The following is a 25,951-nucleotide window of genomic DNA, read 5'->3' as shown; positions in this document are numbered from 1 at the left end:
GATTGTCGCGCGCAAGAGTTTTGTTTGCTTTGATTGTCGCGGAGCGTCAATCAAGCGAGCGTTTTTTGTGTCGCGTGCTCCGGTGGCCGCCCTGGACCACGCTTTCGCTCGAGGGCAGTCCGCCTGCGATAGCTCTCGACGTTCATCTCGACGATGGTGGCGTGGTGAACAAGGCGATCGATCGCCGCGAGGGTCATAGCTGGGTCCGGAAAGACCTTGTTCCATTCTCCAAAGGGCTGATTGGCGGTGATCAGCAAAGAGCGTCGCTCGTAGCGTGCGCTGATGAGCTCGAACAGCACACTGGTCTCGGCCTGGTCCTTGGTGACATAGGCAAGATCGTCAAGGATAACGAGATCGAAGCGATCGAGGCGGTTGATGGCACCCTCGAGGTTGAGTTCGCGGCGCGCCACCTGGAGCTTCTGCACGAGATCGGTGGTGCGGGTGAAGAGGACGCGCCATCCGTTCTCGATGAGAGCCAAGCCGATTGCTGCTGCCAAGTGACTCTTGCCGCCACCGGGCGGACCAAACAGCAGCAGATTGGCGCCCTTGTTCAACCAGCCGTCGCCGGCGGCGAGCGCGGTCATTTGCGCCTTGGAGATCATCGGTACGGCTTCGAAGTCGAAGCTGTCAAAGGTCTTTCCGGTGGGCAGCCGCGCCTCGACGAGATGGCGCTCGATGCGGCGACGGCTGCGTTCAGCGATCTCGTGCTCTGCAATGGTGGCGAGGAAGCGCGCCGCCGGCCAGCCTTCCTTATCGGACTGCTCGGCAAATTGCGGCCACAGCACCTTGATGGCGGGCAGCCGCAGCTCGTTGAGCAACAGATTGAGGCGCGCGGTGTCGACTACGTTGGTTGTGCTCATGCGGCACCTCCGATCTCGGCAGTACCGATGAGGCATTCATAGGTGGCGAGCGGTGCGAGGCGCACCACGACGTTCGGCATCTGGGCGGGATCCGGGGCGAAGTGAGTACGTAGCCGGTTGAGGTCGGGCAGCCGGCCGTCGTTCAGGTCGGCCGTGAGCTGATCGGCGAGTTCGGCCTCGCAACCGCGCTCATGGGCGAGTGCGAGGAGATCGACCATGATCCGGCAGGCCTTCTTGTCCGGTAAGCGTTTGCGCAAGACGTCGAAGGCTCGGCGGTAAGCTTCCCGGGGGAACAGCTGGTCGCGGTAGACCAGGTTGAGGAGCGCCATCGGCTTGCGCCGCAAGGAATGGATCACGTGCCGATAATCGACGACCTGATCGTGCTTGCCATTGGGATGCGGCCGCCCGCGCGGCAAGGTGAGGAGATGCGTGCCGCCGACAAACACGTCGAGGTGATCGTCATACAGGCGCACCCGCAGCCGATGGCCGATCAAGCGCGACGGCACCGTGTAGAACACCTTGCGCAAGGTGAAGCCGCCGGACGATGTCACGTGGACGATCACCTCTTCATAGTCCGACGTGCGGCGGTCCGGCAGATCCTGAAGTGCGGTACGTTCGCTGTCGATCCGCTTGGCGTTGCGGGCATTGCGGCGGCTGACGATCTCATCGATGAAGCCACGATAGGCAGCGAGATCGTCGAAGTCGGCGGTGCCACGCAGCAACAGCGCGTCGCCGACCGCCCGCTTGAGATGGCCATGCGAACTCTCGATCGCCCCGTTCTCGTGGGCGATGCCACGATTGTTGCGGGAGGGGCGCATGCCGTAATGGGCACAGAGGTCTTCGTATCGCCGCGTCAGATCGTCTTTGGCGTCGCGGTCGAGATTGCAAAAGGCGGCCGACAGGCTGTCGGTGCGATGCTCCCGTGGCGCTCCACCGAGTGACCACAAGGCATTCTGCAGGCCTTCGGCCAGAGCGATGAAGCTCTCACCGCCGAGCACGACATGGGCGTGCTCAAACCCGGAATAGGCCAGCCGGAAGTGATAGAGACGATGGTCGAGCGGCACGCCCGCGATCGTGACACCCAATTCGCCCATGTCGGTGAAGTCGGACAGGCCGCGCTGACCGGGTTCGTGGGTCTGCCGGAAGATGACCTCCTGCTCCTCGCCGTGGATCGCCCGCCAGGCCCGGATCCGGCGCTCCAGCGTGCGACGGATGCCGGCGCCGAGCTCAGGATGGCGTCGGAGCAACTCCTCGAAGATCGTGACCGGCCGCACACCGGGGGCGGCCTTCAGCATCGGCACGATCTCTGTCTCAAATACGCGGGCCAAGGGATCTGGCCGGCGACGGCCGCGAGGAGCCTTCTTCTGCGACGGAAGGCGTCGATCCTGCTCGATCCGGTAAGCGGTCGAGGTGCTGAACGACGCCTTGGCGGCGGCCACGGGCGGGCTATCGGTCTGACGGTACTTCATGTAGAGCCTCATTTGGTGATCGGTAATGTGTCGGCCTGGCACGCGAGTGATTCCTCTTGGCGGAAGAACCACTTGCATAACCAGCCGGCCGCGATCACCAGTCGGCGCGGTCCGCTGTGGATCGCGCCGACGCCGGGCTCGTAACTCCGGTCGGGCTACGCCCTCCCTGCGTCACGAGCCCGGCGTAGCCCTCTCATCATGGTCGACGCTCCACTTCCATCCTGTTCGCCGCGCGGCAGGCGCAGCGCCGGACGTGCGCGACGACGGAACTCACACCAACATTAACGAGACCGTCGACGCCAACGTCTTCAAACGATGGCGGGCCGATCCGACCTACCGGCCGCAGAACCTCGTGGAATGGGCTAAGCGCAAAAACGTGGATCCGGGCCAGTTGCAGAGCTCGGTCCGCGCCGACGATCCCAGCGTAGCCGTGCCCGATCCATAGCAGTTCGGGGCGGCAAAGAGATCGCGACGTGCACGAGCGGCTTCCCGGAGTTCCGGGAAGAACCCGCTAGGCCACCAGGCCCACGCCTTCGACGATAGGCGCCGAAATCTGTCCGGTTAGGTCCCGATCGCTTGATGGCGCAGCCAGTCAGGATTGAAATTGAGCCTTCAGTGAAGTTGCGGGGGTGGCGTCGTGGAAGAATTTCTACAGGGGCTTCGCGCAGCGGGCGAGCGATTTGGCCGAGAATGCGGACCCGTTCACCAGGCGGCGGCTACTCGACCTGGCCCAGCGATACGACCTGAAGAGCAGACCAGGATCCGGAGCCGTCGGTCCATCCCGCCGCCGCGTGCGACGCCGCCGACCCTCCTGTTTTCCGGCTCCGGCGAAGCTTGACCAATCCCATCCCGGTAACTTGGTTCGATCGCGGCCGGATCGTCGGTCTTCCGTGTCTTCCATCGACCGAGGCGACGGTTCACTAACTGTCTTAGTCGGTCCAGAGGCCACCTCGCCGCCCACGCTTTGCATTCTGCTGGGAGGCAGATCGTTCGCAGCGTCGGCCTGACGTTTCTTGAGGCGCCACAGCCATCCCCGCGGGTCCCGGTCAGTCGGCAGAGCGGCGTGCTCGGTAAAACAGCTTCGCGATCCGACCCCGCCGCCGGCGCATGACCCGGGGGTGCGCAATCGCCGCACGGACGATCTCGGGGGCGCCAGTCTTCTGCCCGGCGCTTGATGGGGACTGGACGCCGCTGCCAAGGCTCCATTCGACCTTAACCGCAAGCTCAGACCACGACGCGTCAGCCCGAGCCGAGGCGATGGCGCACAGAGACGCTTACCCATCCGTCAGGCCGTCCGTTTTTCATGGAGCCGGGTGTTGATCTGCGACATCAGGATCGGCCCAAGGGAAAATTCTCCAGCCTCCGCTTTCCGCGTCAGCCCGCGCAAGTAGCCGCCAGCCGATCTAATCGCGGTGCCACGCTGCAGGATGCAGGCGACAACGACCGCCGCCTGCATTTCACCCAGGACGGTTTGCGCCTCCTCCCAGGCGCTTGGGCTGATCCCCAGCGACGACCGCACAACAGCCGCCGTGGCGAAGAAATCGCGCCAGTTCGAAATCCCACCTTTCGCATAATCGACGATGTCTGGGCATGCACTCAGGACCATTCCCAACGGATACGAACCCTCGGCGACTCGCGATGGTTGAGGTTTAGGCTCGGCTCTCGCCGCCCTGCCTTTTCGGAGGCGAGGTTCAAGATCAGTAGAGGCATCTGTATTTGAATTCTGTATGTGGCGCTCAGAATGGGACTCATTGGCGCTCGGATTCTTGGATTTGATATGCGTTTCCAGAAGATTGAGCACATCGTCAGCAAGTTGCGACAGCTCGTCGGCGATCGGCTCGAGCTCCTGGCGCGTCGCGGTGCGCGGAATCTGGGCGACCATTGCGCGGAAGGCGGCATGCACCTCCTGCCAGTCGGCAGGCCCCCCCTGCCCTACCCTTCGCGTCGGGACACCTTCCTCGATGCCAGTTGCAATCATCTTCGCGATGTCGCGCCGGCACAGCGTAATCCGCTCACGCACCAGTTTGAGGGCGCGGGCTTCTGCTTCGATATCGGCCGCCAGGTTCTCGAACTCTTCCGAGCGCACGACGAGCGGTGACAGATCGAAGCCGAAGGCAAGCACGATTTCGCCGGCATCGTCCTTCCGCGCATAGCGCTTGCCATTAGGGCTGTCGCGCCGAACGATCAGTCCCGCGTCGACCAGCACAGCCAGGTGACGCCGCAGCGTCGATGCCGGCATGCCGTGCGCCCGCCGACTGAGCTGATGGTTCGACGGGAAGACGATCAGATCATCCTCCCCTGTGAGCGCGGTCTCGGGATGGAAGGTCAGGAGCGCATTTAACACCGAGAGCGAGCGCTCCGACACGCCAAGGCGCGGCCGTGCCGTGCAGATGGCGTGGAAGATCTTCCATTTGTGAACGATCTTTTCGGGAGGGCGTTCGGTTGCGACCATCTGGCTTGCCACATGGGCAAGCGTCAATGATCGCCGCCCAAAGGGCGTCGCTGGAGAGTGTGACTGCATGTCTTTGCCTCAGCTGGGCAAAGGAAACCTGCTCGCCGAAACGACGATAAAATCGCGTAGAAACTCTTGACTGCGATTCGCGAAAGTGATTCTCTGTCAGTCGCCAAACTTGAAGAGAAGGGCTTCCGGAACTCCGTTTCGGGGGCCTTTTTCTTTTGCCTTGTCTGCTCCTGGTTCGTGTTTACGGGACGAGGCCGTCAGGCCTCGGTAGTTTCCTGACCACTGCTCGTCTTGGAAAAGGCCTCGAACAGCGCCGGGAGCTGGTCGACAAGAAATGCCGCGAATGTCGCCGAGACATTCTTGTCAAGGGTAAGCTTCAATTCGCGCTCGGCCTGACGCACGTGCGCAATCTTGTCGCCGGATACGGAAAAGACCGGCTTCTCTTCGGAAGCCTTCGATGTCCCCGCAGAGGATGGACGGCTTGCCGCTGTGAATGCGGCAAGAAACCGGGCGTCGGTTTCTCGCTCTGCAAATTTCGGTTCAGCGATCGCCGTTCTGACACGTTTGAGCGCCGCGGCATCCTTGATCAATTCAGCGAATGACTGCCAGCGACCGCGGCCAACTTTCGGAGCCTTCCCGATTGCTTGAATAACATCGGTTGGAACTGACCGGGCCACGGCAAGGAGTTTCGAGGCCTCCGCACGATCGATCGACAACGCATCTTGCACGATTGACCGGCTATGCCCGGCATCTTCGATATGCATCGCGAAGGTGGCGCGCTCAATGAAACTCAGATCTTCGCGTGGTGCGTTCTCGAGTCCTTGCGCCACGACGAGCGCTTCATCTGACAGCGCTCGCAGGATCGCTTTGACCGAAATGCCTAGTTCGCGAGTGGCGCGGACGCGGCGGTGACCATACGCACTCTGGTAGCGCCCTTTTGCTTCAGGATGCTCCCGAACGAGAACGGGCACCTCTTGACCACGCTGTGCGATCGACTGCTTAAGTGCCTCGAACGAGCTGTCATCCTGGTCGCGAAACCGGTCGGCTAGCGGTGACGGATCGATAAGCGAGGGGTCGATTTCAAGGATCATCGCCCCGGAGGCAATCCTTTCACGCAGCTCCTCGTTCTCTTTCTCAACTCCGGAAAAAGTGTCCTTCAACGAGCGGACTGAGCCGGACGAGACCCGTGGCAAGGCTCCCGGCACGTTGTCAGCTGACAACGCAGGTGACTGCGGGGCCGTGAAAAGGCTCTTGATGGTGTCAGTACGTTTGCTCATCGACCCCACACCTTCTTGAGAAGTTGCGCGATTTCGGCATTGACCGCGTCGACCGATTCCAATGCCCGGTCGTAGGCGCCCCGCCCTACGGCGCCGCGCTCCAGCTCGTAAAGTGATTGCTTGGTGAGACCAGCATTGGCGATCGCGGTCGATTTCCACACTGTGGCCTGAAGCACATCCGATCCAAAAAGAGTCCGGAGGAGAGCCACGATTTGAGCTTCGGGCACGTCATTGGGATCGTGACGCGTGATGACGTACCGGATGAAATCGTGATCGAGTCGCCCGCCAGCTTCCTCGATGACGGACATGAGGTCCGACGTCATGAGGAGAAATTGGCTCATGGACGCAACATCGACCATCTGAGGATGGATGGTCACGAGCATCGCGGTCGCCGCGTTTAGCGCGCCCATGGTCAAGTAACCAAGTTGGGGTGGGCAGTCGACGACCACGACGTCATAGTCGTCGGCGACCTGGTCGATCGCGCTGGCGACGCGACGAAAGAACAGGTCGTGCCCGCGTTCACGCCGCTCGACCATGGCTCGAGGTGTGGTGTGCTCGAACTCCATGAGCTCGAGATTGCCGGGCACGAGACCTATCCCGTCAAAATAGGTCGGCCGAATGACCTCGTGCATTGGCCGCCGGTGCTCGTCATACCGTATGGCGCCGTAGAGGGTTTCGTTCGCTCCGATGTCGAACTCGGGTTGGTACCCGAACATTGCTGACAGCGAAGCCTGCGGATCGAGGTCAATCGCGAGGACCCTAAAGCCGGCAAGGGCGAGGTATTGCGAAAGATACAATGCCGTCGTCGTCTTGGCGGAGCCGCCTTTGAAGTTCGCGACGGTGATGATTTGGAGCTTGTCGCCCGGGCGCCGGCGCGGGAGAAATTCCAGTGCTTCTCGGGGCCGCGCGGTCGCCAGATACCCGCGCAGCTCATGAATTTGGGCCAGAGTGTAAGACCGTCGCCCCCCGATCCCCGTCGCTGGGGTCGGTCCAAGTCCGTCGAGAGAGAGCTGGCGAAGGTATCCATCGGACACGCCGGCAATTCGCGCAACCTCCCCTGAGGTGAACGACCGGAGCGATTTGCTTGCTGAGGGCGGGAACAGTGTCGTCGCGAGCGAGCGAAGCTGGCCGGAAAGAATGCCGGCATGCCGAGAGATCCGCGCAGACGCAGTCTCGCTCATCGTAACCGTATCTTCCGCTAAGGTCGTCATTTGCCTTCTCAAGACGGTTTCTGCGCGTCAGACGCCTAATATCCGTCTTGAGAGATGGCCACGATTCTATGATTTGAGCAAGAAATAAAGGGTTAACGAGTTCTTAACGCTCGATGGCGTGCCCAACTGCGAGCAGCGGCTTTTTGGACGCGTCGCCCTGTTGTCAGCTGACAACAATGGCCCCGGCCAGCCGGGGGAGCCTCTACTATAGCGCGATTCGGCGAGGCCGCCTGGATTCCACAAGCGTCATTCGTACGATGCCAGCCGCTGCTCCGATCAGTGTTGCTATCGTGCGGATGCGCCGGGGCCTCTTTCCATGCGCGGCAAACCCTCGCTTCTGGGGTCGACTCAGCGTGCACCAGCGCTTGAAGAGCGGTCGATCCATGCCGCGTGGGTATCTCTATTCCCCGTGCCAGCAAGCCGTTGCCCCCGGAGGATCGTATCCCTCGTAAGGCAGGGTCGTTCGCACCCGATACCCAGAACCGACGGCTCCCCGAAAAGCGTCCTCCCCGTCAGGTTGAAGCGCCGGAGCCGGTGGTGAGCGTCCGGATCTTGTGGGGCTGGTTCGCCAGGTCCCGCAGCGCGCCGGGCCATCGCAGTGTGGATCGACGCGCCACTGCGGCACTCCGCTGGGCCGCCGCTCGCCAGGTCAACAAGCAAGCCCACACGGTAATAAGTCTCCGCCAATCAGCCGAACGAACAAGCATAGAGTAATCGACGGAGGTGCACTCCGGTCATTGGCGCTCGCTGTTCCCGGATCAACAGCCGCAAGGCCGGCCACCACCCTGCGCTGCGGGGCCCCTCCTCATCGGCCGCTCGTGCGACCTGTTTCGCCGAAGGGGGCCAATGCGCAGTTAGGCCAACACCTTCACCGACGCGGCCGTGCGGCAGATCGACCTCGCGCCGGGCCGGAGCCCAATCTTAACGTCTGGCGTCCAGCTGCCCGCGATAGCATCCCGACCTTCGAGTTCGAGGCAAGCGCGCCGCATCGGATCTCTCCCTAAGCGTAACGTTTCGATCGCAGGGGGAAGTAGTCCCATAGGGGACGCCGCACAGACTGTTGTCAGCTGACAACATCCTCTTAGTCCAGACCTGCGCAACAGGCTGGCGGCTCACGGTCGGGCAGGCGGAGGCGCCGCCGGACCTTGCGTGATCACGGCCGGCATCGGGGTCGAGCCATGGCCGTAGATCGTCGGGAAGAACGAGCCGAAGAGCAGGCTGAGCTCACGCCCCGATTCGGCCTGTCAGGAAGCTGATCCACAGCATCCAGTTCAGGACGGCACTCCATCAGCAGGCCGCAAGGCGGATCTATAATCTAATCTCGCGGGTTCGCGTGACTCCCATGAGGCCGATCGGGAGCTGAGAGTCGCCTCGCGCTGCGGTCTCAGGTCGCAACCGGCCCTGGAGGATTGTTGTCAGCTGACAACAAGAGCCTGGGCCTACCAAGCAAATGGATGTTGTCAGCTGACAACAATCTGTGCCGTCCAGCCGTCGACGCGCGCCTTTCGGGCCCTCGTTGATCCGCGCGCTGATGAATTCAGGAGCCGGGACGAGGTCGTCCTCGGCCCCCCGTCCAGATGATGGCGTGGTCTTGATGGGAAAAAGCGCCCGGAAGGCCCGAGGATGGCATTCACACAATGCTAACCATAGAAGTCTACGGCCTCCGTGCGCTCTTACAACCTTCTCCATCAGATTTCCGAGAGTAACCAGCCTTCACGCGGTGTATCCGGAATGTTATATAGGGATACACGATGCGCGCTAGAGGAGCGCCGGATGGCCTTCCATATCAAGAATCCCGAGACCGACGCGCTGGCCCGCAGGGTCGCGGCGTTAAAGAAAATCGGACTGACCGAGGCCGTACACACCGCGCTCGCCCATGAACTCGAACGCGAGCAGGGCAGGCCGTCCTTGGTCGACCTGGGCGTCCAGTTTTGTCGCGATTTGAGGGCGAAGGGCAACCCGCAGAGCGGCAAAGCCGCCGACAAGGCGTTCCGCGACAGCCTGTACGAGGATTCCTGATGTTCATCGACGCTTCGGCGCTCACCGCGATGCTGACCAACGAAGACGAGGCGCGCGAGTTGCTGGCGCGCGTGCAGCAAAGCACAACGCGGTTGACCTCGCCGCTGGCCGTGTGGGAGGCGGCGATTGCCATCGCCCGCGTGCTCGATCTGCCGATCGCCGCGGCGGCCGAAGCGGTCGAGAGCTATCTCGCGCTGATGGAAATCAAAATGGTGAACGTGGCGCCCGAAACAGCCCGCATCGCGCTCAAAGCATACGACCGCTACGGCAAGGGTCGACACCCGGCACGGCTCAATTTTGGGGACTGTTTCGCCTACGCCTGCGCCCGCCATCTCGGTGAACCGCTGATGTTCAAGGGCGCCGATTTTCCGCAGACCGACATCGAGGCGGCCTGACAAGCGCGACTATCGAAGCGAGCCTGAGCGTGGCAGAAGTAATGAACGTTGATTCGCGCGAAGCCACCGAGCCTGCGCTCGGAAGCCAGCCCGATAGCCACGACGACAGTCGACCTGGCCGACGAGGACTCTAAGCGGACGGCGGTCGACGGGGTCGGAAGAGGGCAGGGGAGCTGACCAGCGGCGCATCTTTCTCGGCGGTTTGGCGCCGACCGGTGCTAGCCTGGCTTGACCTCGCCAGAACAGCTCGTTGAGTTGCAAGCGGACAGTCCGCAACCGACGTCGCTATGACGGAAGCGAAAGCCATGTTAGCTTCCGTTTCGCTGATTCCCAATAAGGTTATCAGGACCTTGCCGTCCACCTACAAAATCCCCGATCCGCTGCCCTGGGTCCAGCTCGCCGGGCCGCTTGCCGCCGCCGAGGATGCTGTGGCCCGCTTCGACGAGCGGCTGGCCAAAAGCCCAATCCGCGACGGCGCAATCAGTCGGACACACTTCACCGATGCCTGCGCCAGTCTGTGGCTGGACGGCGAACTTGTCCACCTCGATGACCTCGTCCTCCACGATGCGGGCATGGACGTTCGCGCTCCCACCCATGAACTGACTCGCGCTCACGCTGTGCTGCGCGCCCGTCGGCGCATCGCCGAGGCGAAGCCCGGTTGGGCGCTGTCGGCTCCGGGGCTCTCCAGCCTCCGCGGGCGGGGCGAGCGAGAAGAGGAGAGGACCAATCGGAAGGAAGGTAAGGGAAGTTTTGAGCTCGCCGAGGACGGCGAGCGGGACGAGGTGGATCTCGAAGAGCCGCTCGGTGCCATCGAGGCTGATCCCCATTTGGCCTCCGCCTTCGCTGCCGTCGACGCCGCAAACGCCAGGGCTGAGCGCAGGCTTGCCGACGAGACTCGGTTTCGGCCGGAGCGGGATTCTCTCATCTACGATCCCGACTGGGATGAGGAGGAACGCCTCGATCACTGGCGCGATGTGATCGACCAGACTCGCGGCTTGCCGCCGACCCTGGCGGGGGCAATTGCCGCCGACGCCTGGGGTGAGATCGAACCGCTCGAGCACACGCCTTGGCTCGGCCGCCTGCTCGCCGCGGCATTGTTGAGAGACCGCGGCAAAACGCGATCGCATCTGCCGTGCCTGCATGCTGGGCTGAAAAGCATTCCGCGTGAGCGCCGGCGGCCGCGCGACGTCGCAGCGCGTTTGGTCGTGCACCTAGAGGCCATGACGGCCGCCGCCGAGTCTGGCCGCAAGGATCACGACCGCTGGCTGATGACCAGAAACCTGCTCGCCCGAAAACTCGCCGGCCGTCGCGCCACTTCAAAACTGCCGGCTCTCCTCGATTACGTGCTGACGAGGCCGATCGTCTCGGCGGGCATGATCGCGGCGGAACTCGGGATCACTCCCCGTGCTGCCCAAAACCTGGTCGCCGAGCTCGGCCTGCGCGAGGCGACCGGGCGGGGACGCTACCGGGCGTGGGGCGTCCTGTAGAGGCGAAAGTCCGTGCTGTGAACGCTCGGCTGAAAGACCGTCTCAATAAGGCACCAACAAAAATGCCGCGCGGTTGAATCCAGCGCAGCGGCCGTTCCCAGCGCCCGAGGGTGACGAAAACTCCGGTCACGCTCGAGACGCTGACCTAGGCCTTTATTCGCCCGGCACGCACGCGAGACGAAGGCTTGAAGATTTAGTTTGATCGTACTTATCGTAGCCAACCTACGATATAAGCGATAAATCGAAACTTGCTCGTCCAGCTGGTCGCACGATACTGTACGGAGCCGCCTCAATCGTCGTTGGTAAGTTCGTCAGGCCACATCTGCGCGCCATGGAGCACGCGCAAGATGCGAACGGTATCGCCGTCGACCAGGTACGCCGCGACATAAGATGTACGCGGAATGACCAACTCGCGCGTCCCAGCGACACGGCCCGGCCGACCGCTATCCGGAAAGTCGAGCAGGCGCCGCGCGGCATTCGCAATCTGTTCGTCGACATGGACCGCGGCACGAGGATTCTCGGCCTCGATGTAGCTGAAGATGCTGTCGCGATCGGACAACGCGAAGCGCGACCAGACGAGTTTCACCGTTCCTGCTCCGGCGCTTTTCGAAGCGCAGCGGCACGGCGTTGTGCGAAATGCGCTTCGACCTCGGAATCATCGATATCAGGCCGCGTGTCGGCCAACGCCTGGCGCACCTTCTCACGAAACCAGGTATCGTAAGCTTGGCTGTTGCTCACGAGCTCCAGCGGAAGCATCCCTTCATTGGCCGTGCGCGTCAGCAGGATCCGCACGGCGTCGGATACCGTGAGACCCATATTTTCCAGAACCGCAGTGGCCTTTTCCTTCACGTCCGCATCGATGCGGGTTTGGACCAAGGCATTCGAAGCCATAGCGACCTCCTTATTCGTAGCTAGATGTAATACATTTGAATGACATGCACCAGGGACTATCACGGCCCCGTGAGCCGAGGCTGTGACAGCGGGCAAATGGCCCCGCCTTTCGGCGGGGCCGTTGCGTGGGCCCTCAATCCCGATTCGGGCGGGACCAGATGAGCTGTAGGCCGTCCTGGCGCTCCACCTCGATCAGGGTGGCATAGATCGGAGCCGGGAAGCTCGGATCGTCCAGCTTGACCGAAAGGTAATCGCGCTCGGTGTCCCTGGCGGTCTTCTGCCAAGCCGCTCCCAGCTCGACATTGCCGGCGAAGATGCGGAAGTGCGGTCCCTTGTCGGAGGGATTCTCGACCCGAACTAGCTTGGCTTTGGCATTGAGAGCGAGGGTGCGAACCGTGCCGGAGAAGCCGTTGCCGGTCGAGGTGAAGGTGCCGATGGTCGCCATTGTCGTGTCCTTTCAGTTTTCCGGGCCGCCCATCGCGGCCTCGATGGCTGGCGACAGACCGGAGGCGATCGACCCGCACCCCGAAGGGGCCGGCACGCAGTAGAGGGCAGCCCGGGCACGACTTTCTTGGCTTGCGCGAGGAATGGGCGCGCAGCGGCCAGGGGAAGAAAGTCGTAACCGGCTGTTGCGGGGATAAGAGCGAGGCGGCGCTCAAGCGACGGCGCCCTTCGGTCAGACATGCCAATCGAGGACGACGTGGGTGTGCCAGAAGAAATGGCCGAGGAAACCGACAATGGCGACCATCGAAACCTTGACCGACGAAACAACCCGATCACCGCTCACCGCACACATCTTTCAATTCCTCAGGCTTGCGGGTCGAAGCCCGAAACGGGTAAGCGCGCTACTCTGCCGTCAAGCGAGCCTCGCGGCCCGAAAGTGAATCCGCAGGCCGCGAGCGAGATTTGCTCGGCACAGCGACGACCTGTGCAAAGTCAGAACGTCGTCTTCCTCGAACGACGGCACGCAAGGCCACAATCAGGTGGCGCAGAACGAGGAATGAACGGACACTGGCCCTCGAGCGGCCAACAAGGCCGGATCTCTGCCCTGAATCACCGGATAGCTAAGCGCCGGCGCCAATCACGTTATGCGCTCATCATGTATCATGCTGCCTCTTCGACTTCAGCGGCGTTCGGCTGCTGGTCGTGCAGATAGGCGACGGCGCGTTGCGCATGCGCGGCAGCCGAGAAGATAAAGCGCTTCTCACTCGATAAAAATTCCAACCACGATGCGAGGTAGCTTGCATGATCAGGTCGCGGTTCGAGTTCGGGAGAGATCCCGAGATCCGCGCAGAGGAAACAGCTCCCGAGTTCGGCAATCAACTCTTCGCGCGCGCGTTCGCTCCGATCCTTGCTGTAACGGCTGAGATCGCGATTAACGCGGTGAGCGGGAGCGGTCCAGTGCACGGTTTCATGGGCTCTGACGGCGACATAGGAGGCGGTGTCGCGAAAACTTTCGATCGTCGGCATCTGAATGTGATCGGACGAGGGCGCGTAAAACGCCATCGAGCCGCCATGCCGAACAAGCGCGCCGGTATTGGCAAAGAAAGCGTCGGCGCTCGCGTTACGCTCGATCGTTGATGCGACAGCGGCCGGCCGACCGTAATAATGCTCGGGCAAGCCATCGATCTGGTCGACGCAAAACACGGTATAGGCCTTCAAGAAGGGGATATCCCTTTCGACTTCGTCGCCGTGAGTGTCGGTCTCTGTCTTGGTGAAGCGGCTCGCATAAACCACAGTGCTGCCGGTCTCGCCCTTACGGACGTGCGCGCCGAGTTCGCTGGCCTGCTTGAACGTCATCCAGATCGAAGAGCGGAAGCCGCGCGCGACGGCTTCTGACCAAAGCAGCACGACGTTGATGCCCGTATAGGGCTGTCCGTTGTGTCGCAGCGGTCGCGTGATGTGGCCTGCCATATTCGCGGTGGCCCAAGGTTGAACCCAGGGGCGCACGCCGCGTTCGAGCTCAGCGACAATGCGGTCCGTGATGCGGGCGTACAGGTCGCCTCGCACCTTTTCTCCATTCCTGTTCATAATAATGACCTCCGTTCGGGAGACCGCGCCCATCGCGGCTCCTCACGGGGTCCGCCACTGCCGAGCCCAAGGTCCGCGCACCCGCAGGGCCGAAGCAACGCGAAGGACGGAGAAGCCGTTGCGCGGGCATAGGGTCCGGCACAGGACCACGGACCGGGAGGAGCCGACGATGGCGCGTAGGGCGGGGAGGCGCCCTTTGTTGCAGCGGCGACACGAAGTTGGGCCGGTCTGGCAGACCGGCCCGCGAGGTGGCTGCAGTGGAAGAGGCGCGGGGCCGAGGCCCCGCGCCGACGGTTAGTCGAACGCCGACATTTGCGCCTTGGCCGCCTTCCGCCCGACGGTGTCGGTCGTGTTGTCGACAGGACGCTCGAAAGGCTTCCAGGTCTCGCCGACGACTTTTTCGTAGGCGGCGACGGCGCCCTCGGCAGCCATGCGAAGCGCGTGAGACTGCACGCCCATGTCGGCGGCGAATTCACGCTTGCGCTGTGCCTGGCTATCGAAGCCGACCGGACCATCGAGGTCCTCATCGCGGCCGTCATTGGCGAGCTTGGCGGTCGCATCTCGCGCTTCGGTGACTGCGCGGGTGTAGAACTGCCCAGCGCCATGCGCGGAGCCGACGTAAGCGCCGACGATCCGTTGAAGGTGAATCTGCATTGCGCGTTCACTCAGGCCGTCCTTGAGCGCGTCAGCGGTTTCGATGATGAGCCTCTCATGCAGATCGCGGATGCCGTCGCTGTCCAGGATCGCAAGGCCGAAGCTTTCGGAGATTCGCTGTGCCTGTGCCGCGTCGGGACAGGCGAGCCGGACCATTTCGAGAGTGGTGCCCTTGCGAAGCGGGATGACACGGGCGCTGGCGCGGGAGGAACGAACAGGTTTGGTCATGGTGAATTCCTTTCCAAGGTTTCGCCGTCAGGTTCGATCCGGCCCCTGCCGGACCTCCCTTCGGGTGCGGTCGCCCAGCGCCGCCGGGATGAGGGCCGCTTCAAGGTCCGGGGACCGCCAGGCGAGCGAGGTCCGGCTGCGGGCCAGCAGGGTCCCAGCTTGCTGGGGCCCTGCGCCGGACGCGGTCGGGCCTTGCCGAGATCGGCGGTTCCTGGTCGCTTGCGACTTGGCCTTGAAGCGGACCGCCGGGGGCGCAGACCGCAGCAAACCCGAGGGGAGGGCCGACAGGGTGCGGGCCGGGTTGGCGAATGCGGAAAGGTTCGAGGAGCCGATCGCAAGCTTCGCGCCGTGCCCAAGACGTTCGCCTGAGCGAGCCGCAAGGTCGGCTTCGGCCCCGCTAGGCTGCAGCGCCTTGCCGATTGCCCGGACGACAATTGGCCGGACTGCGACATTCGTCCTTGCGATGCGCGAGCTCCGGGTCGTCACGAGCGGGTCGAGACTCCGGCGCGGATCGAGCCCGCAGCGTCTCGATCGCGGCATCCTGCCGGGCGAGCTTGCGCGAGAGCGCATCGATCTCCGGCTGGCGCTCTGCGGTGATCGCCGCAAGGTTCGAGCGATAGCGTTCGAGGAAGGCGCTCGGGTCAGGCGGCTTCCCGCGACGGTATCCGGAGCGCTTGCGGCCGAGCTGCGGGATCAGCGTCGTCATGCGGCGGATGATCTGCCGGTCGATCATGTTGAGTTGGCGCTGCGTCTGGCGGCGTGCCTCTTCCATGCGCGAAAGCTGGGCGAGGCGTTCGGATGAAGCCTTCATGGCGACTTCCTTCCCTGCCAACCGATGAAGCTCGATGGTCCGGAATAGACCGGGTGGCGGGTCTCATCGACGACGAAGCCGAAGCGGCCGATCCGGTACTCCTCGGACGGGACGAGGAAACGTCGCTCCTCAGTGCCCGCGCCGCGTCTGCCGCCCGGAGTGGCGACGACTTCAACAAAGCCCGGCTGCTGATCCGACGTGATCGCCGACACGACGATCCAGTTGTCGGCGTGCTCCTTCTCGAAGGCGCGCCGATCCTTCTCACGGGATTCGCCGGGCTGCAGCACGATCCCGAAAATCGCCTCCCACCCATCGGGCCAGCTATCCTTGATCGTGCGCTCGGCGCAGCGCCGCTCGTAGCCGGTGAACAGATGCGGGAAGGTGATCGCCACGATCGCCCAGGCCTCGTCTTCCTTATATGATGATTGGTCAAGCCATCGGCTCTCCATTGTTTTGCTCCATTAGTTTGGCCTCCAGTATCCAGGTGAACCCAGGTCTTTCCTCGACCGGTAAACAGCCGGGACAACCTTATATCCGGTCGCTGCGCCAAGCAGCGGCACCACATTCCCGCATTCGATGGGCTGGGCTCAGGAAGGCGCTACCATCCTCATACTCGGCTGTTTAAGCCAAAGAAGACTTCCGGTTCGCCCGCCTGGATCTGCTGAAGCTGATCAGGCTTCAGTAGATGACGATGTGGAGCAGTTTCTACGCATTCTTCAGCTTCGCCCCGTCAATCACGACGCCAACCGTCACATATTTCCACAAAGCAACGAGTAGTTTGCGGGCGAGTGCGACAACGATTTTCTTGCGCTGGGCAGAACCACTCGATGCTGCTCGCTGCCGGAACCAGCGGGTTAGCGCAGAATCAGGCTGATGGCGCAGCCAGAGCCAGGCCAGCTGTATCATCGTGGTGCGTAACCGCGGGTTGCCAGCTTTCGACACTCCTTGATCACGATCAACGGATCCGCTCTGCCACGGTGTTGGTGCTAATCCCGCGTAAGCCGCGATTTGTCGGCGATTGTCAAAGTGCCTGTAAAAGCCTTCCGTCCAGAGCAGAGATGCGAACTCAGGTCCGATACAACGCACGTTCTCGAGCATGGAAATGGCGCTATTTGCCTCTTTCCGTTCGGACGCCAGAAGCTTATCGCGCTCCGCCTCGATCACTTTGATCTGCTCGATCACCAATTCAAGACGGTCAAGTTCTCGCGATATCTGGGCTTTCAAGAAAGGTGCGAGCGGCCGACCATCGCCAGTGCGAAGCTCTTCGAGGCGAGATCGTCGATCGCGATTCAGTGGTCGGTAGCCCGAAATACCTTGTGCGAACAGAAGTCCCTCAATCCGGTTGACGTGCGTCAGTCGCTCGACAACCAGGGCTTTCCTTTCCCGGACGAGCCGACGCCGGTCTTCCTCGTCATGGGATGGAATCCGAACCATCGCACATGTTCGTGGCTCACCCCGTTTGAACGACATAAGTGCGCGGACGAGTGTTTCTCCGTCGATACGATCGGTTTTAGCTCGGCGTGCTTTTCTGGGCACCGCTATCGATGTCGCATCCACCACATGGCTCTCAACACCTTCGTCGGCCAAGACGCGATGGACCCAGAACCCATCAAGGCCTGCCTCCTGGATAACGATCACGGGGAGCCAAGAATCGGTCTTACGGTGCGCCCTGGCGCGGAGCTCGTTGAGCAAGCTGAGCAGCCGTCCGATCTGGCCGGCTGGGAGACCCTTCCGCGCCATCTTGGTATCGATGGCCGGCACGAATGAAGTCACCAGCCAAGTTGACTGGCTCAACTCCACCGAGACGTAAATTGCCTTGGCTACATCCATCCGGGTTTCCGCTGCTTGCTGAGACATCACTTTCATCTGTACTCGCTCCCCATGATTACGACTTGCCCAGCCTTTCGCCGGCCGGCGCCGACGTCAATCATGGGACTCGTACCAGCCGTCCGGCGCGCGCAGTACAGGATTGACCTTGCGGTTGCGCTCGGCCGAGAGATGGAAGCCGACGTGGCCCGCCGTCGAATGGCAGATGACGCCTTCCGCATAGATGGTTGCACCCTGCGACGGACCCCATGGCGTGTTCGCATTGGAGCCGGTGTCGCGACGGCCGAGCGCACGCTTCTCGCGCTGATGCTCGGCGTTCTCCACGACCTTTGTCCGGAAGGCCGCCTCGTCGGCGAGCCCACCGGAATGACCGTAGAAGTCAGAGCGCTTCCATTCGGCAATCGGCCGGTTGATACGCCAGCCGGTCGCAAGATAATGGCGGGCGTCGCGTCCCGGCAACATGGCGAAGGCCGTCTCGCCGACGCGAGCGACGAGATAGCCGTCGCCGCTGCGGCCGAACTCGACCTCGGGAAATCCAGAATTCGAATCCGGCTCGGTGGTGAGCGGTGAGGGCGTCGTCATGCGGCCGTCCTCCCCTCTATGACGTCGGCTGCCGGCACATCGGCTGTCACCTCGTCGAGAACCGCATCCGGATAGCCGTGGCTCTGCAGCCAGGTTTCGGCGTCGGCGCGGCTGCTGGCGAGATAGACGAGTTCAGCGTCCTCGCCGGGTCGGCTGAGCACGCGGACCGAACCGACCCTTGGGCGTTCGGTCGCGACGAACCTCAGGTCGTCGCTGTCCACCGAGAAGGTCCGGTGGACGCGAAGCACCACGACACCGCCGCCGCCATAGTTGCCGGCGTGCAGTGTGATGCTGGCGCCGATGACGGTGTTGCCGACGCGGCGTTCTGCCTGCTTGCGGATCAGCCGGCCGCCGCTGTTGCGGTGTTCCCAAGCCGCAAGCTTCTTACGGTGCCGCTCCGGTGGCCGCGGCGTGCCGTCGGAAAACCGTATAATCGCTCCGAGCGGGACGAGATCGTAGATCAACTGCGCGGACATGGACGTCCTCCTGTTCATGGGTGTTGGAAGCGAAGCCGCCGCCGGCTGGGCCGGCGGCGGGGCGTCATTCGGATTGTCGATGGCGGGCGGGCTATTCAGCTGCCTCACGGAACGCCTCGTCACCTAAGGCTTCGCCGCTGTCCTCGTCGCCAGCGTCCGGCTCTTCGACCTGGTCGTCGACGTCGTCGGGGGCGGTGACGACGTTCTTCGTCAGCCAGGCCAGCAGGTTGACCTTGTCCGGAGCGAACAGCGCTGCCGGATAGACGAAGCGGCCTTCCTTGAAGTGCTCGACCAAAGCGGCGCGGGTGTCCTTCACCTTTTGGCGCGGGAAAACAGAGGCGTCCTTGCACGAGCCTTCGAGCGCGGCGCGCGACAGGCACGACAGGAAGTCGTCGGTTCCCATGTTCGGCAGGAAGCTGTCCGCACCGACAACCTCGCCGGCGACGCGCGCAACGATGCCGCTGTCGGTACGGTTTTCCCGGCACGAGAGAACCTCAACGAGGATCGAGCGCGCCGCGACGCGCAGCGTGTCCATGTCGAGGACGAGCTTGCCATCCTGATCGAACAGCGTTGCGGTATAGCGCGCGATGCGCCGGTTGCCATAATAAGTGCCGCCGCTACCGGAATCGACCGAGACATTCTGGCCCGCGAACGCGAGGATCAGCAGCGCCATCAGCGCATCGTCCTCGACGGGCGCGCGTGCCAGCGCCTCATGGAGGGCGTCGGTTCGGAAGTCGCCGATGATCTCGATGCCCTTGCGCGTCACGTCGGGACGCGGCTTCGAGACCGCTGTGCTCTCGTCGGCAGCGCCAGTGCCGGGCGCCGTGCCCTTGTCCTTCGACTTCTTCGCCGCAGGCATGCGGTAATGCACGCTCTGCACACGGCCGTCACGGTCGAGATACATCGCCGCGCAATCCGACTTCGACGGCTTGCCGTAGACGCGCTCCGCCTTCGGCGGCAGCTTGACCTCGCCCCAGTTCGTCGTCTCGGCGATGATGCCGCGCTTCGGCAAGTTGTTGGTCATCCACTCCTGCTGCGCGCCAAGGAACGCTTCGACATCCGCGGTGTAGCGGCTATCCTCGTCCGCCGGCGCGAACAGGTCCTCGACCCACTGGATGCCGTAGGCCTGGGCGAGGTCGTCACCGAAGCTGGCGTGACGTGCGTACATGCGGGCCTTGGTCAGGGCCTGCGCCACGCTCCCCCACGACACCTGCGGATCCGCCTTGGAGGGCTTGTGCTTCTTCCAAACCTCCTTCTGCTCGTCGAGCGACGCCGAGGCGATGGTACGAAGCTGCCGTTCGTCTGGCACGTCGCCCTTGGCCATGTGATCGAGCATGATCGGCAGCACGTTGGCGAGCAAGCGGAGCTTCCTGATCTGCCGGACGGGCAGGGTCAATGCGACGCCGATTGCCTCTTCGGTCCAGCCGAGCGCGACGAGGCGTTCGATCGCGCGCCACTGGTCGACGGGATTGAGCGCTTCGCGCGCGATATTCTCGATCATCGAGCGCATGGCACCGTTGTCGTTCGCCGCCTCGTCGACGAGGACATCGATCTCCTCGAGGCCCGCGGCGATCGCCTGCTTCACGCGGCGATTACCGGCATTGATCACATAGCCGTTGCGGCCACCGGTCTCGGGCGTGATGACGGGTGGCTGGACGATGCCGACGGCCTTGATCGTCGCGAGCAGCAGGGCGTCGGCCTGCGGCGTCGACTTCGTCTGGCGCATGCGGTCGGGATTTTCGTTCAGCGCACGCGGATCAATTTTGATGAGCTGCATGAGATTCTCCTGTTCGGGTTCGCGGACCGCGCCTTGCGGGCCCTTCCTCGTCTTCTTCCCGAAGACACCCCCGGGCCCCGCGGCGCGGTCGGGCCGGCACAACTGCGGCCGAGCATCCCTGCCAGGCCGGACAAGCAGGGCTAACAGCCCTGCGAAGGACGACGGGCTGGGATCGCGCAGGCGGCGGTTGAGCGTCAGCGTTGCCGGCCTGGCCGATCTGCGAGCAGGCCTTCTCTTCCTCCTTCATCACGCTGCAATTGCGCTCTCGCCCGCGCCCTCCACATCCGTCGCAAGGGCTTTCTCTACCTCCGCCCACTGCCTGCGCTTCTCGGCGAGATCGGCTGCGAATACGAATTCGCCGTCCTCGCGCGACCGGTACGAGGCGAGCCGGCGATGTGCGTCGGCGAGACGCTGGCGATAGCGCTCCCGCTCGCCCTCGAAATCGTCGAGCGCGTGCTCGAGACGGGAGATTGCGCCGAGCGGCGTCACTGTGAGGGGCAGCTCGATCTCATGCGCTTCCCCGGTGCGGATCAGCATGGTGCCGTAGCGATAGCCGTCACGGCCGTAACGCTCGCCGGTGTACGCGAGGTCGAACCCGCCGATCGTGGTGATGATGGTCTCGCCCTCCTGCTGGAGCTGGACGAGGGTCAGAATTTCTTTCATCAGGGCGCGGCCGGCCTCCTTGCGCTCGACATAGCGCTTGCCGGCCACAGTCGCGGCGAAGGCGTCGCCAACGGTCGGAACAAGGCGCTCGATATCCTTGCCGACCTCCGCGATCCGCCGCGTGCAGAACTCAATGTCGCGTCCCGCGTCTCGGATCTGCCGACGGACGGCGTGCTGATCGTCGATATGCGCCGCGCTCAGACGCTCGAGCCGGGCGATGTCGGCTTCGAGCCCAGCCTTTCGCATCAGCCGCTGGTCGCCGCTCGCGATCGCCTTGGCCATCGCGAACTGGTTGGCTTGGCCTTCACCGAGATCCTCGAGCCGACGGATCGACGTATCGCCGGAGAGTGCCGCGGCGATGAAGCGAGCCTTGCGCTCGTTGTTCTGCCACATGCTCGCGTCGAGCGAGCCCTCGGTAGCATAGGCGAAGATGTCGATGACGTCGTGCTGGTTGCCCTGGCGCTCTATCCGCCCCTCGCGCTGCGCGATCTGCGACGGCAGCCACGGCACGTCGAGATGATGGAGAGCCTTCAGGCGAAGTTGCGCGTTGACGCCCGTCCCCATTGTATCTGAGGAGCCGATCAGGAACCGGACCTTGCCGGCACGTACGTCACCGAACAGACGCTGCTTGGCCTCGGACTTCTTGAAGTCCTGCATGAAGGCGATCTCGGACGGGGGCACGCCCATGCGGACGAGCTCGTCCCTGATCCAGCGATAGGCCGAGAAGCCTCGCGTCTTCTCGACGCTGACCGTTCCAAGATCAGAGAAGATCATCTGCGCGGCGCCCGGCAGCTCGTACGGCTTGCCGTCGGCGCGCACGTAACTGTTGTCTGACGTCTCCTTCCAGATGCGGAAGGCGTTGCCGACGAGAAGATTCAGCTTGTTGTTCGGCTCATTATCGTTGTCCGGATCGACCAGACGCAGGTCAATCGCCGCATGCCGCCCATCGGTGATGACAGAAAGCAAAATATCGTCACCCGGCGCCGGCGGCCGGTCGCGCGTCTCGATCGCCTTGATCCGCGCGTCGAGCAGGGCTTGATAGCGCTTGAACGCCGGCGTAGGCTTTGCCGTCAGGATCTGGCGCTTGCCCGTCGAGATCGCCGGGACCTTCACGTACTGCCGCAGGTCCTCCGGCATCACCACGTCGGCGAAGGACCGGAACATGGCGATCAGCTCGGGGACGTTCACGAAGGTCGCGAAGCGAGTGACCGGCTTGTACCTGCCGGACGGCTGGAGCTCGAGCTCCGTCGAGACGTCGCCGAAAGTCGAGGCCCAGGCGTCGAACTCATGCAGGCCCCGATCCAGGAGCGCTGCGTAGCCGAGGTAGCGCTGCACCGAGAACATCTCACCGAGCGTATTGGTGATCGGCGTGCCGGAGGCGAGCACCAGCGCCCGCCCAGGATTCTTGGTCTCGATGAAGCGCGTCTTTACATAGAGGTCCCAGGCGCGCTGCGAGCCGTTCGGATCGACGCCCTTCAATGTCGACATATTGGTAGCGAAGGATAGCTTGCGGAACTCCTGCCCCTCGTCGACAATGATCTGGTCGACGCCGATCTCGGAGATGGTCAGGAGATCGTCCTTGCGCGTGGCCAGCGCTTCGAGCCGTTCCTTCAATCCCTCCTTCAGGCGCTCGAGCCTCTTGCGCGAGACGCGGTCGTCGCTCTCGACCTTGGTGAGCAACGTCTCATAGAGCTCGAGCTCGTCCTGGATCATCTGCTGCTCGAAGGCGGACGGCACGCCGATGAAGCGGAAGGCCGAATGGGTGATGATGATCGCGTCCCACGTTGCAGTCGCGGCGCGCGACAGGAAGCGGTGCCGCTTGTCCTTGGTGAAGTTGGTCTCGTCGGCGACGAGGATGCGGGCACCGGGATAGCGCGCCAGGAACTCGCGCGCCGCCTGCGCCAGGCAATGGCCGGGAACGACAAGCATGGCCTTAGCGATCAGGCCGAGACGCCGCTGTTCCATGATCGCGGCCGCCATCGTCATCGTCTTGCCGGCGCCGACGGCGTGGGCGAGATAGGTCGCGCCTGAGGCGATGATGCGCCAGATGCCGCGCTTCTGATGTTCGTAGAGAACGAAGGCGCCCGATGCGCCCGGGAGCTTCAGATGCGAGCCGTCGAAGGCGCGCGGCACGATGTTGTTGAAGCGGTCATTGTAGACCCGCGCCAGCCGGTCGGTCCGATCCGGGTCGGACCAGATCCAATTCTGAAAGGCGGTCTTGATCTTCGAGAGCTTCTCCTTCGCCGCCTCTGTGTCGACGACGTTGAGGACCCGACGTTCGCTGTCGCCGTCTTTGATCGTGTCGAAGATCTGCGGGACGGAGGAGTTGAGCGCATCAGAGAGAAGCTGCCCGGCGTGCCGCCGCTCCGTGCCCCATTCCGAGGTGCCGGCGGCCATCCAGCCGAGCTGCCGGGCCTCCACCGTCCACGACGCCAGTTCCGGCATGTGGTGAATCCTGATTTCCGCGCCCATCGTTTCCTTGACGAACGCGACGATGTCGGCGGCGGGAATCCACGGCGCGCCAAGGCGTGCGGTGATGTCCGAGGGCCGGAGGTCGGCAGGCTGCATCTCCCGCAGGGCGGTCACGTTCCGCGCATAGGCGGGGTCGAGCGCAGCCGCCGCTTCCGCAACCTTCAGCTTGTCGCGCACAGCACCCGACAGATAGGCGTCGGCGGTCTGCCACGAGCCGCCGCTGGGATCGCGGAAGATGGCGCTGCCGAGCTCGGCGATGACGCCGTCCGCGTCGCGGTGCACGAGCTCCGCGATATGGTCGGGGTCGACATGGCCGCGCTCGTTGAGAACGACGGCCAGCGCGTCGGCGGCGCTGGTGATGACGGGCGGCGCCGGCGGCGCTATCACCCGCTCGGTGAAGATCGGGCCCGGCTTCGCCGTGTCGGACGCGAGATCGTAGTCCTCGATTGAGGCCACCAGCCAGCAGTCCGGATCGTCCAGGAATGGCTGGAGGTTCGGCCTGCGGTGCGTTTCGCGGACCTCCCCGGTCTCGTCATCCTCGACCGTCGACACGACGGTCGTGTTGATCGGACCGAAGGCGCGCACGAAGTTCGACCACACGATGCGCAGCCTGACCTGCGCGTCCTTCCACGGCCGATCGAGCTCCTGACACTTCAGCACCTCGCGGACCGCGTCGCGGATGGGGATCAGCTTCTGGATGATCCGAGCGTGCTTCTCCGGAACACCGTCCGCGCTGCGGCCCTTGCGCAACCTGACGGCGACTGACCGTCCATCAAGGATCTGCATCAAGCCATGCCGGCTATCGAGGAGATAGCTGCCCTCGCGCGCCGTGAGGCTCGCCGAGCTCTCCGACTTCGCCGGCACGGCTTCGTGCTCGCCATCAGAGACGATCGCCTCCGGTTCGCCGTCATAGATTGCGACAGGAAGGTTGGTGATCGCATTGTCCAGCGCGGTCGCGAGGTCCTCGCCGTCACTTGGCAGACAGGTGTAGGTCTCGCCGAACGGGCCGGAGGTCAGCGCGTGCGCGCCGAGCACAAGGCGGCCATGGAACGCGAACCAGCGATTGACCCGGATTGCGCCCTCGTCGTCGGTCGCCGGACATACTTCCTCCAGGTCGAGCCATGACAGGTCGCCTTCGGGCTCGCCGTGCTTGCGCCGCCGGAAGAACAGGATGTCGACCACAACGTTGGTGCCGGCATCGGCGCGGAAGCTACCTTCCGGCAGACGGATGGCACCGAGGAGATCGGCGTGCTTCGCGATCAGCGCGCGCGCCGAGCCATCCGCCTTGTCCATCGTGCCGTGCGATGTGACGAAGGCGGCGAGCCCGCCCGGCTTCAGCAGCTTGATCGCCTTGATGATGAAATAGTCGTGGAGCCGCAGACCGAGCGAGCGCAGCGCGCGGTCCGAGCGAACGGTGCGATCGGAGAAGGGCGGATTGCCGATCACGAGGTCGAACCGCGCCGGCAGCTCGGTGCGCGCGAAATCGCCGGTGACGATCCGCGCCCGTGGCTGCAATAGCCGCGCGATGCGCGCCGTGACGGGATCGAGCTCGACGCCGGTGACGTGGGAGACCTCGCGCAGAACCTGCGGCATCAGCGCCGGAAACATGCCGGTGCCGATGCCGGGCTCGAGCACGCGGCCGCCGCGCCAGCCGAGGCGCAGCAAACCCGCCCACATCGCTTGGACAATGAACCCCGGCGTGAAATGGGCATACTGCGTACAGCGTGCCAGCGAAGCGTAGTCAGCCTCATCGACCACATCCTGCAGGTCGGTCCCGATCTCGTCCCAGCCCTTCGCGAATTCGGCTTCGCCCGGTCGGCGGAAAACGCCATTGGCGAGCTCTGAGGCGCCAAAGCCCGTAAAGCGGATCAGTTGCCGCTGTTCCTCGACCGTCGCGGACCGCTGCGCGGCCTCGATCTGTGCCGCAAGCCGAACTGCGGCGATGCTGTCGCGGGCGCGCTGCTTCCAGCCCTTTGCGAGGCCGCGCTCGCCGGAAAGATAGAAATTGTCGCCGCGCCTGCTGTGATCGGCCTCGGAGCGCTGCGCCGATTCGATCGCCGGTCCTACCGAGGCCGGCGTCGACGGGGGCGGATCATCCTCATGGTCGTCAGCGCTGCCGAAATCGGTAGCTAAGCCCGTGACGCCAAGGCCAAGGCTGGATGAACGGGCGGTATTGCCGAAGAGGTCGAGGGTGAAAGGATCGTCATGCGCCATGGGAAATGTTCTCCAGTTGGGGCGCGCGCGGCCGTCCGCCGGCGCGGGCTGAGACGGACGGCACGGCGTTGCGGGAATTGATGAGTGGGCCGGCGCCTGGCCGGTTGCTGAAATGCGACGCCCGGGGGGCCGGGCTGCCGCGGGGC

Annotated in this window: 20 protein-coding genes and 2 pseudogenes; 5 read left to right on the top strand and 17 right to left on the bottom strand. The window is 63.6% G+C overall.

The features are described 5' to 3' along the window. Positions 1–50: 50 nt before the first annotated feature. Positions 51–860 (bottom strand): IS21-like element ISBj11 family helper ATPase IstB, encoded by an 810-nt coding sequence (gene istB / locus JEY66_RS43995; protein ID WP_016842034.1) that lies wholly within the window; start codon positions 858–860, stop codon positions 51–53. Next, positions 857–2,371 carry an IS21-like element ISBj11 family transposase gene (gene istA, locus JEY66_RS43990; RefSeq protein ID WP_026191872.1) on the bottom strand — a complete coding sequence of 505 codons (1,515 nt, stop codon included), beginning with the start codon at positions 2,369–2,371 and terminating at the stop codon, positions 857–859. Before istA ends, istB begins: the two co-directional genes overlap by 4 nt. A gap of 211 nt (positions 2,372–2,582) precedes the next feature. On the opposite strand from istA, the gene JEY66_RS43985 reads away from it, so the two are divergent. Continuing rightward, the gene (locus JEY66_RS43985) at positions 2,583–2,774 is read left to right on the top strand and encodes a hypothetical protein (protein ID WP_018273799.1); all 192 of its coding nucleotides are present in this window, start codon (positions 2,583–2,585) and stop codon (positions 2,772–2,774) included. Positions 2,775–2,958: 184 nt separating this feature from the next. Next, positions 2,959–3,167 (top strand): annotated as a pseudogene (locus JEY66_RS43980) (hypothetical protein). Positions 3,168–3,614: 447 nt separating this feature from the next. On the opposite strand, the gene repC reads toward JEY66_RS43980, so the two are convergent. The 3 genes from repC to repA all read right to left on the bottom strand — a co-directional run bounded on the left by repC (position 3,615) and on the right by repA (position 7,278). Further along, the gene (gene repC, locus JEY66_RS43975; protein ID WP_026193405.1) at positions 3,615–4,850 is read right to left on the bottom strand and encodes a plasmid replication protein RepC; all 1,236 of its coding nucleotides are present in this window, start codon (positions 4,848–4,850) and stop codon (positions 3,615–3,617) included. 197 nt (positions 4,851–5,047) lie between these two features. Beyond that, positions 5,048–6,067 (bottom strand): plasmid partitioning protein RepB, encoded by a 1,020-nt coding sequence (gene repB, locus JEY66_RS43970; protein ID WP_018273801.1) that lies wholly within the window; start codon positions 6,065–6,067, stop codon positions 5,048–5,050. Continuing rightward, complete coding sequence (gene repA / locus JEY66_RS43965; RefSeq protein ID WP_018273802.1) at positions 6,064–7,278, bottom strand: plasmid partitioning protein RepA; 1,215 nt, start codon at positions 7,276–7,278, stop codon at positions 6,064–6,066. Before repA ends, repB begins: the two co-directional genes overlap by 4 nt. Positions 7,279–9,051: 1,773 nt before the next feature. Here repA and JEY66_RS43960 point away from each other — a divergent pair. The 3 genes from JEY66_RS43960 to JEY66_RS43950 all read left to right on the top strand — a co-directional run bounded on the left by JEY66_RS43960 (position 9,052) and on the right by JEY66_RS43950 (position 11,179). After that, positions 9,052–9,297 carry a type II toxin-antitoxin system VapB family antitoxin gene (locus tag JEY66_RS43960; protein WP_018273804.1) on the top strand — a complete coding sequence of 82 codons (246 nt, stop codon included), beginning with the start codon at positions 9,052–9,054 and terminating at the stop codon, positions 9,295–9,297. Continuing rightward, positions 9,297–9,692: a type II toxin-antitoxin system VapC family toxin gene (locus JEY66_RS43955; protein WP_018273805.1), complete on the top strand. Its 396-nt coding sequence runs from the start codon at positions 9,297–9,299 to the stop codon at positions 9,690–9,692. The genes JEY66_RS43960 and JEY66_RS43955 overlap by 1 nt, the downstream gene beginning before the upstream one ends. A 287-nt stretch (positions 9,693–9,979) precedes the next feature. After that, positions 9,980–11,179, top strand: a complete 1,200-nt coding sequence (locus JEY66_RS43950) for an RHE_PE00001 family protein (RefSeq protein WP_018273806.1) — start codon at positions 9,980–9,982, stop codon at positions 11,177–11,179. Positions 11,180–11,468: 289 nt separating this feature from the next. Here the strand turns inward: JEY66_RS43950 and JEY66_RS43945 are convergent, their stop codons facing one another. The 12 genes and pseudogenes from JEY66_RS43945 to JEY66_RS43890 form a co-directional block, all read right to left on the bottom strand. After that, positions 11,469–11,765 (bottom strand): type II toxin-antitoxin system RelE/ParE family toxin, encoded by a 297-nt coding sequence (locus tag JEY66_RS43945; RefSeq protein WP_018273807.1) that lies wholly within the window; start codon positions 11,763–11,765, stop codon positions 11,469–11,471. Next, entirely contained in the window at positions 11,762–12,070 is a 309-nt protein-coding gene (locus JEY66_RS43940) for a type II toxin-antitoxin system RelB/DinJ family antitoxin (RefSeq protein ID WP_018273808.1), read from the bottom strand. Before JEY66_RS43940 ends, JEY66_RS43945 begins: the two co-directional genes overlap by 4 nt. Before the next feature lie 133 nt (positions 12,071–12,203). Beyond that, positions 12,204–12,515, bottom strand: a complete 312-nt coding sequence (locus JEY66_RS43935; RefSeq protein ID WP_018273809.1) for a DUF736 domain-containing protein — start codon at positions 12,513–12,515, stop codon at positions 12,204–12,206. A 659-nt stretch (positions 12,516–13,174) separates the two neighbouring features. Beyond that, positions 13,175–14,101 (bottom strand): ArdC family protein, encoded by a 927-nt coding sequence (locus tag JEY66_RS43930; protein ID WP_018273812.1) that lies wholly within the window; start codon positions 14,099–14,101, stop codon positions 13,175–13,177. A gap of 294 nt (positions 14,102–14,395) precedes the next feature. After that, entirely contained in the window at positions 14,396–14,983 is a 588-nt protein-coding gene (locus tag JEY66_RS43925; protein ID WP_026193407.1) for a hypothetical protein, read from the bottom strand. A 397-nt stretch (positions 14,984–15,380) separates the two neighbouring features. Next, complete coding sequence (locus tag JEY66_RS43920) at positions 15,381–15,794, bottom strand: hypothetical protein (protein ID WP_018273814.1); 414 nt, start codon at positions 15,792–15,794, stop codon at positions 15,381–15,383. Continuing rightward, positions 15,791–16,213, bottom strand: a pseudogene (locus JEY66_RS43915) (DUF7007 domain-containing protein); the annotation flags it as partial. The pseudogene JEY66_RS43915 and the gene JEY66_RS43920, both read right to left, overlap by 4 nt. 286 nt (positions 16,214–16,499) lie before the next feature. Beyond that, on the bottom strand, positions 16,500–17,660 hold the full coding sequence (locus JEY66_RS43910; RefSeq protein ID WP_018273816.1) for an IS110 family RNA-guided transposase: 1,161 nt from the start codon (positions 17,658–17,660) through the stop codon (positions 16,500–16,502). 57 nt (positions 17,661–17,717) lie between these two features. Next, entirely contained in the window at positions 17,718–18,203 is a 486-nt protein-coding gene (locus tag JEY66_RS43905; protein ID WP_018273817.1) for a DUF7007 domain-containing protein, read from the bottom strand. Continuing rightward, positions 18,200–18,679 (bottom strand): hypothetical protein, encoded by a 480-nt coding sequence (locus JEY66_RS43900; RefSeq protein WP_018273818.1) that lies wholly within the window; start codon positions 18,677–18,679, stop codon positions 18,200–18,202. The genes JEY66_RS43905 and JEY66_RS43900 overlap by 4 nt, the downstream gene beginning before the upstream one ends. Before the next feature lie 91 nt (positions 18,680–18,770). Continuing rightward, a complete protein-coding gene (locus tag JEY66_RS43895) occupies positions 18,771–20,456 on the bottom strand; it encodes a ParB/RepB/Spo0J family partition protein (RefSeq protein WP_018273819.1) in 1,686 nt (561 codons plus the stop codon). A gap of 246 nt (positions 20,457–20,702) precedes the next feature. Then, positions 20,703–25,805, bottom strand: coding sequence for an N-6 DNA methylase (locus JEY66_RS43890; protein ID WP_018273820.1), 5,103 nt, complete (start codon positions 25,803–25,805; stop codon positions 20,703–20,705). Positions 25,806–25,951: the final 146 nt, after the last annotated feature.

Origin of the sequence: Bradyrhizobium elkanii USDA 76 (genome assembly GCF_023278185.1) — a bacterium.
Classification (GTDB): domain Bacteria; phylum Pseudomonadota; class Alphaproteobacteria; order Rhizobiales; family Xanthobacteraceae; genus Bradyrhizobium; species Bradyrhizobium elkanii.
The sequence above is the reverse complement of the archived record's forward strand: the minus strand, read 5'-3'. Positions and strand labels throughout refer to the sequence as shown.

Excerpts from the sequence above, each read along its gene's own strand:
- istB (WP_016842034.1), bottom strand. The coding sequence starts at position 860 with ATGAGCACAACCAACGTAGTCGACACCGCGCGCCTCAATCTGTTGCTC.
- repC (WP_026193405.1), bottom strand. The coding sequence starts at position 4,850 with ATGCAGTCACACTCTCCAGCGACGCCCTTTGGGCGGCGATCATTGACG.
- repB (WP_018273801.1), bottom strand. The coding sequence starts at position 6,067 with ATGAGCAAACGTACTGACACCATCAAGAGCCTTTTCACGGCCCCGCAG.
- repA (WP_018273802.1), bottom strand. The coding sequence starts at position 7,278 with ATGACGACCTTAGCGGAAGATACGGTTACGATGAGCGAGACTGCGTCT.
- JEY66_RS43960 (WP_018273804.1), top strand. The coding sequence starts at position 9,052 with ATGGCCTTCCATATCAAGAATCCCGAGACCGACGCGCTGGCCCGCAGG.
- JEY66_RS43955 (WP_018273805.1), top strand. The coding sequence starts at position 9,297 with ATGTTCATCGACGCTTCGGCGCTCACCGCGATGCTGACCAACGAAGAC.
- JEY66_RS43950 (WP_018273806.1), top strand. The coding sequence starts at position 9,980 with ATGACGGAAGCGAAAGCCATGTTAGCTTCCGTTTCGCTGATTCCCAAT.
- JEY66_RS43940 (WP_018273808.1), bottom strand. The coding sequence starts at position 12,070 with ATGGCTTCGAATGCCTTGGTCCAAACCCGCATCGATGCGGACGTGAAG.
- JEY66_RS43935 (WP_018273809.1), bottom strand. The coding sequence starts at position 12,515 with ATGGCGACCATCGGCACCTTCACCTCGACCGGCAACGGCTTCTCCGGC.
- JEY66_RS43930 (WP_018273812.1), bottom strand. The coding sequence starts at position 14,101 with ATGAACAGGAATGGAGAAAAGGTGCGAGGCGACCTGTACGCCCGCATC.
- JEY66_RS43925 (WP_026193407.1), bottom strand. The coding sequence starts at position 14,983 with ATGACCAAACCTGTTCGTTCCTCCCGCGCCAGCGCCCGTGTCATCCCG.
- JEY66_RS43920 (WP_018273814.1), bottom strand. The coding sequence starts at position 15,794 with ATGAAGGCTTCATCCGAACGCCTCGCCCAGCTTTCGCGCATGGAAGAG.
- JEY66_RS43910 (WP_018273816.1), bottom strand. The coding sequence starts at position 17,660 with ATGAAAGTGATGTCTCAGCAAGCAGCGGAAACCCGGATGGATGTAGCC.
- JEY66_RS43905 (WP_018273817.1), bottom strand. The coding sequence starts at position 18,203 with ATGACGACGCCCTCACCGCTCACCACCGAGCCGGATTCGAATTCTGGA.
- JEY66_RS43900 (WP_018273818.1), bottom strand. The coding sequence starts at position 18,679 with ATGTCCGCGCAGTTGATCTACGATCTCGTCCCGCTCGGAGCGATTATA.
- JEY66_RS43895 (WP_018273819.1), bottom strand. The coding sequence starts at position 20,456 with ATGCAGCTCATCAAAATTGATCCGCGTGCGCTGAACGAAAATCCCGAC.
- JEY66_RS43890 (WP_018273820.1), bottom strand. The coding sequence starts at position 25,805 with ATGGCGCATGACGATCCTTTCACCCTCGACCTCTTCGGCAATACCGCC.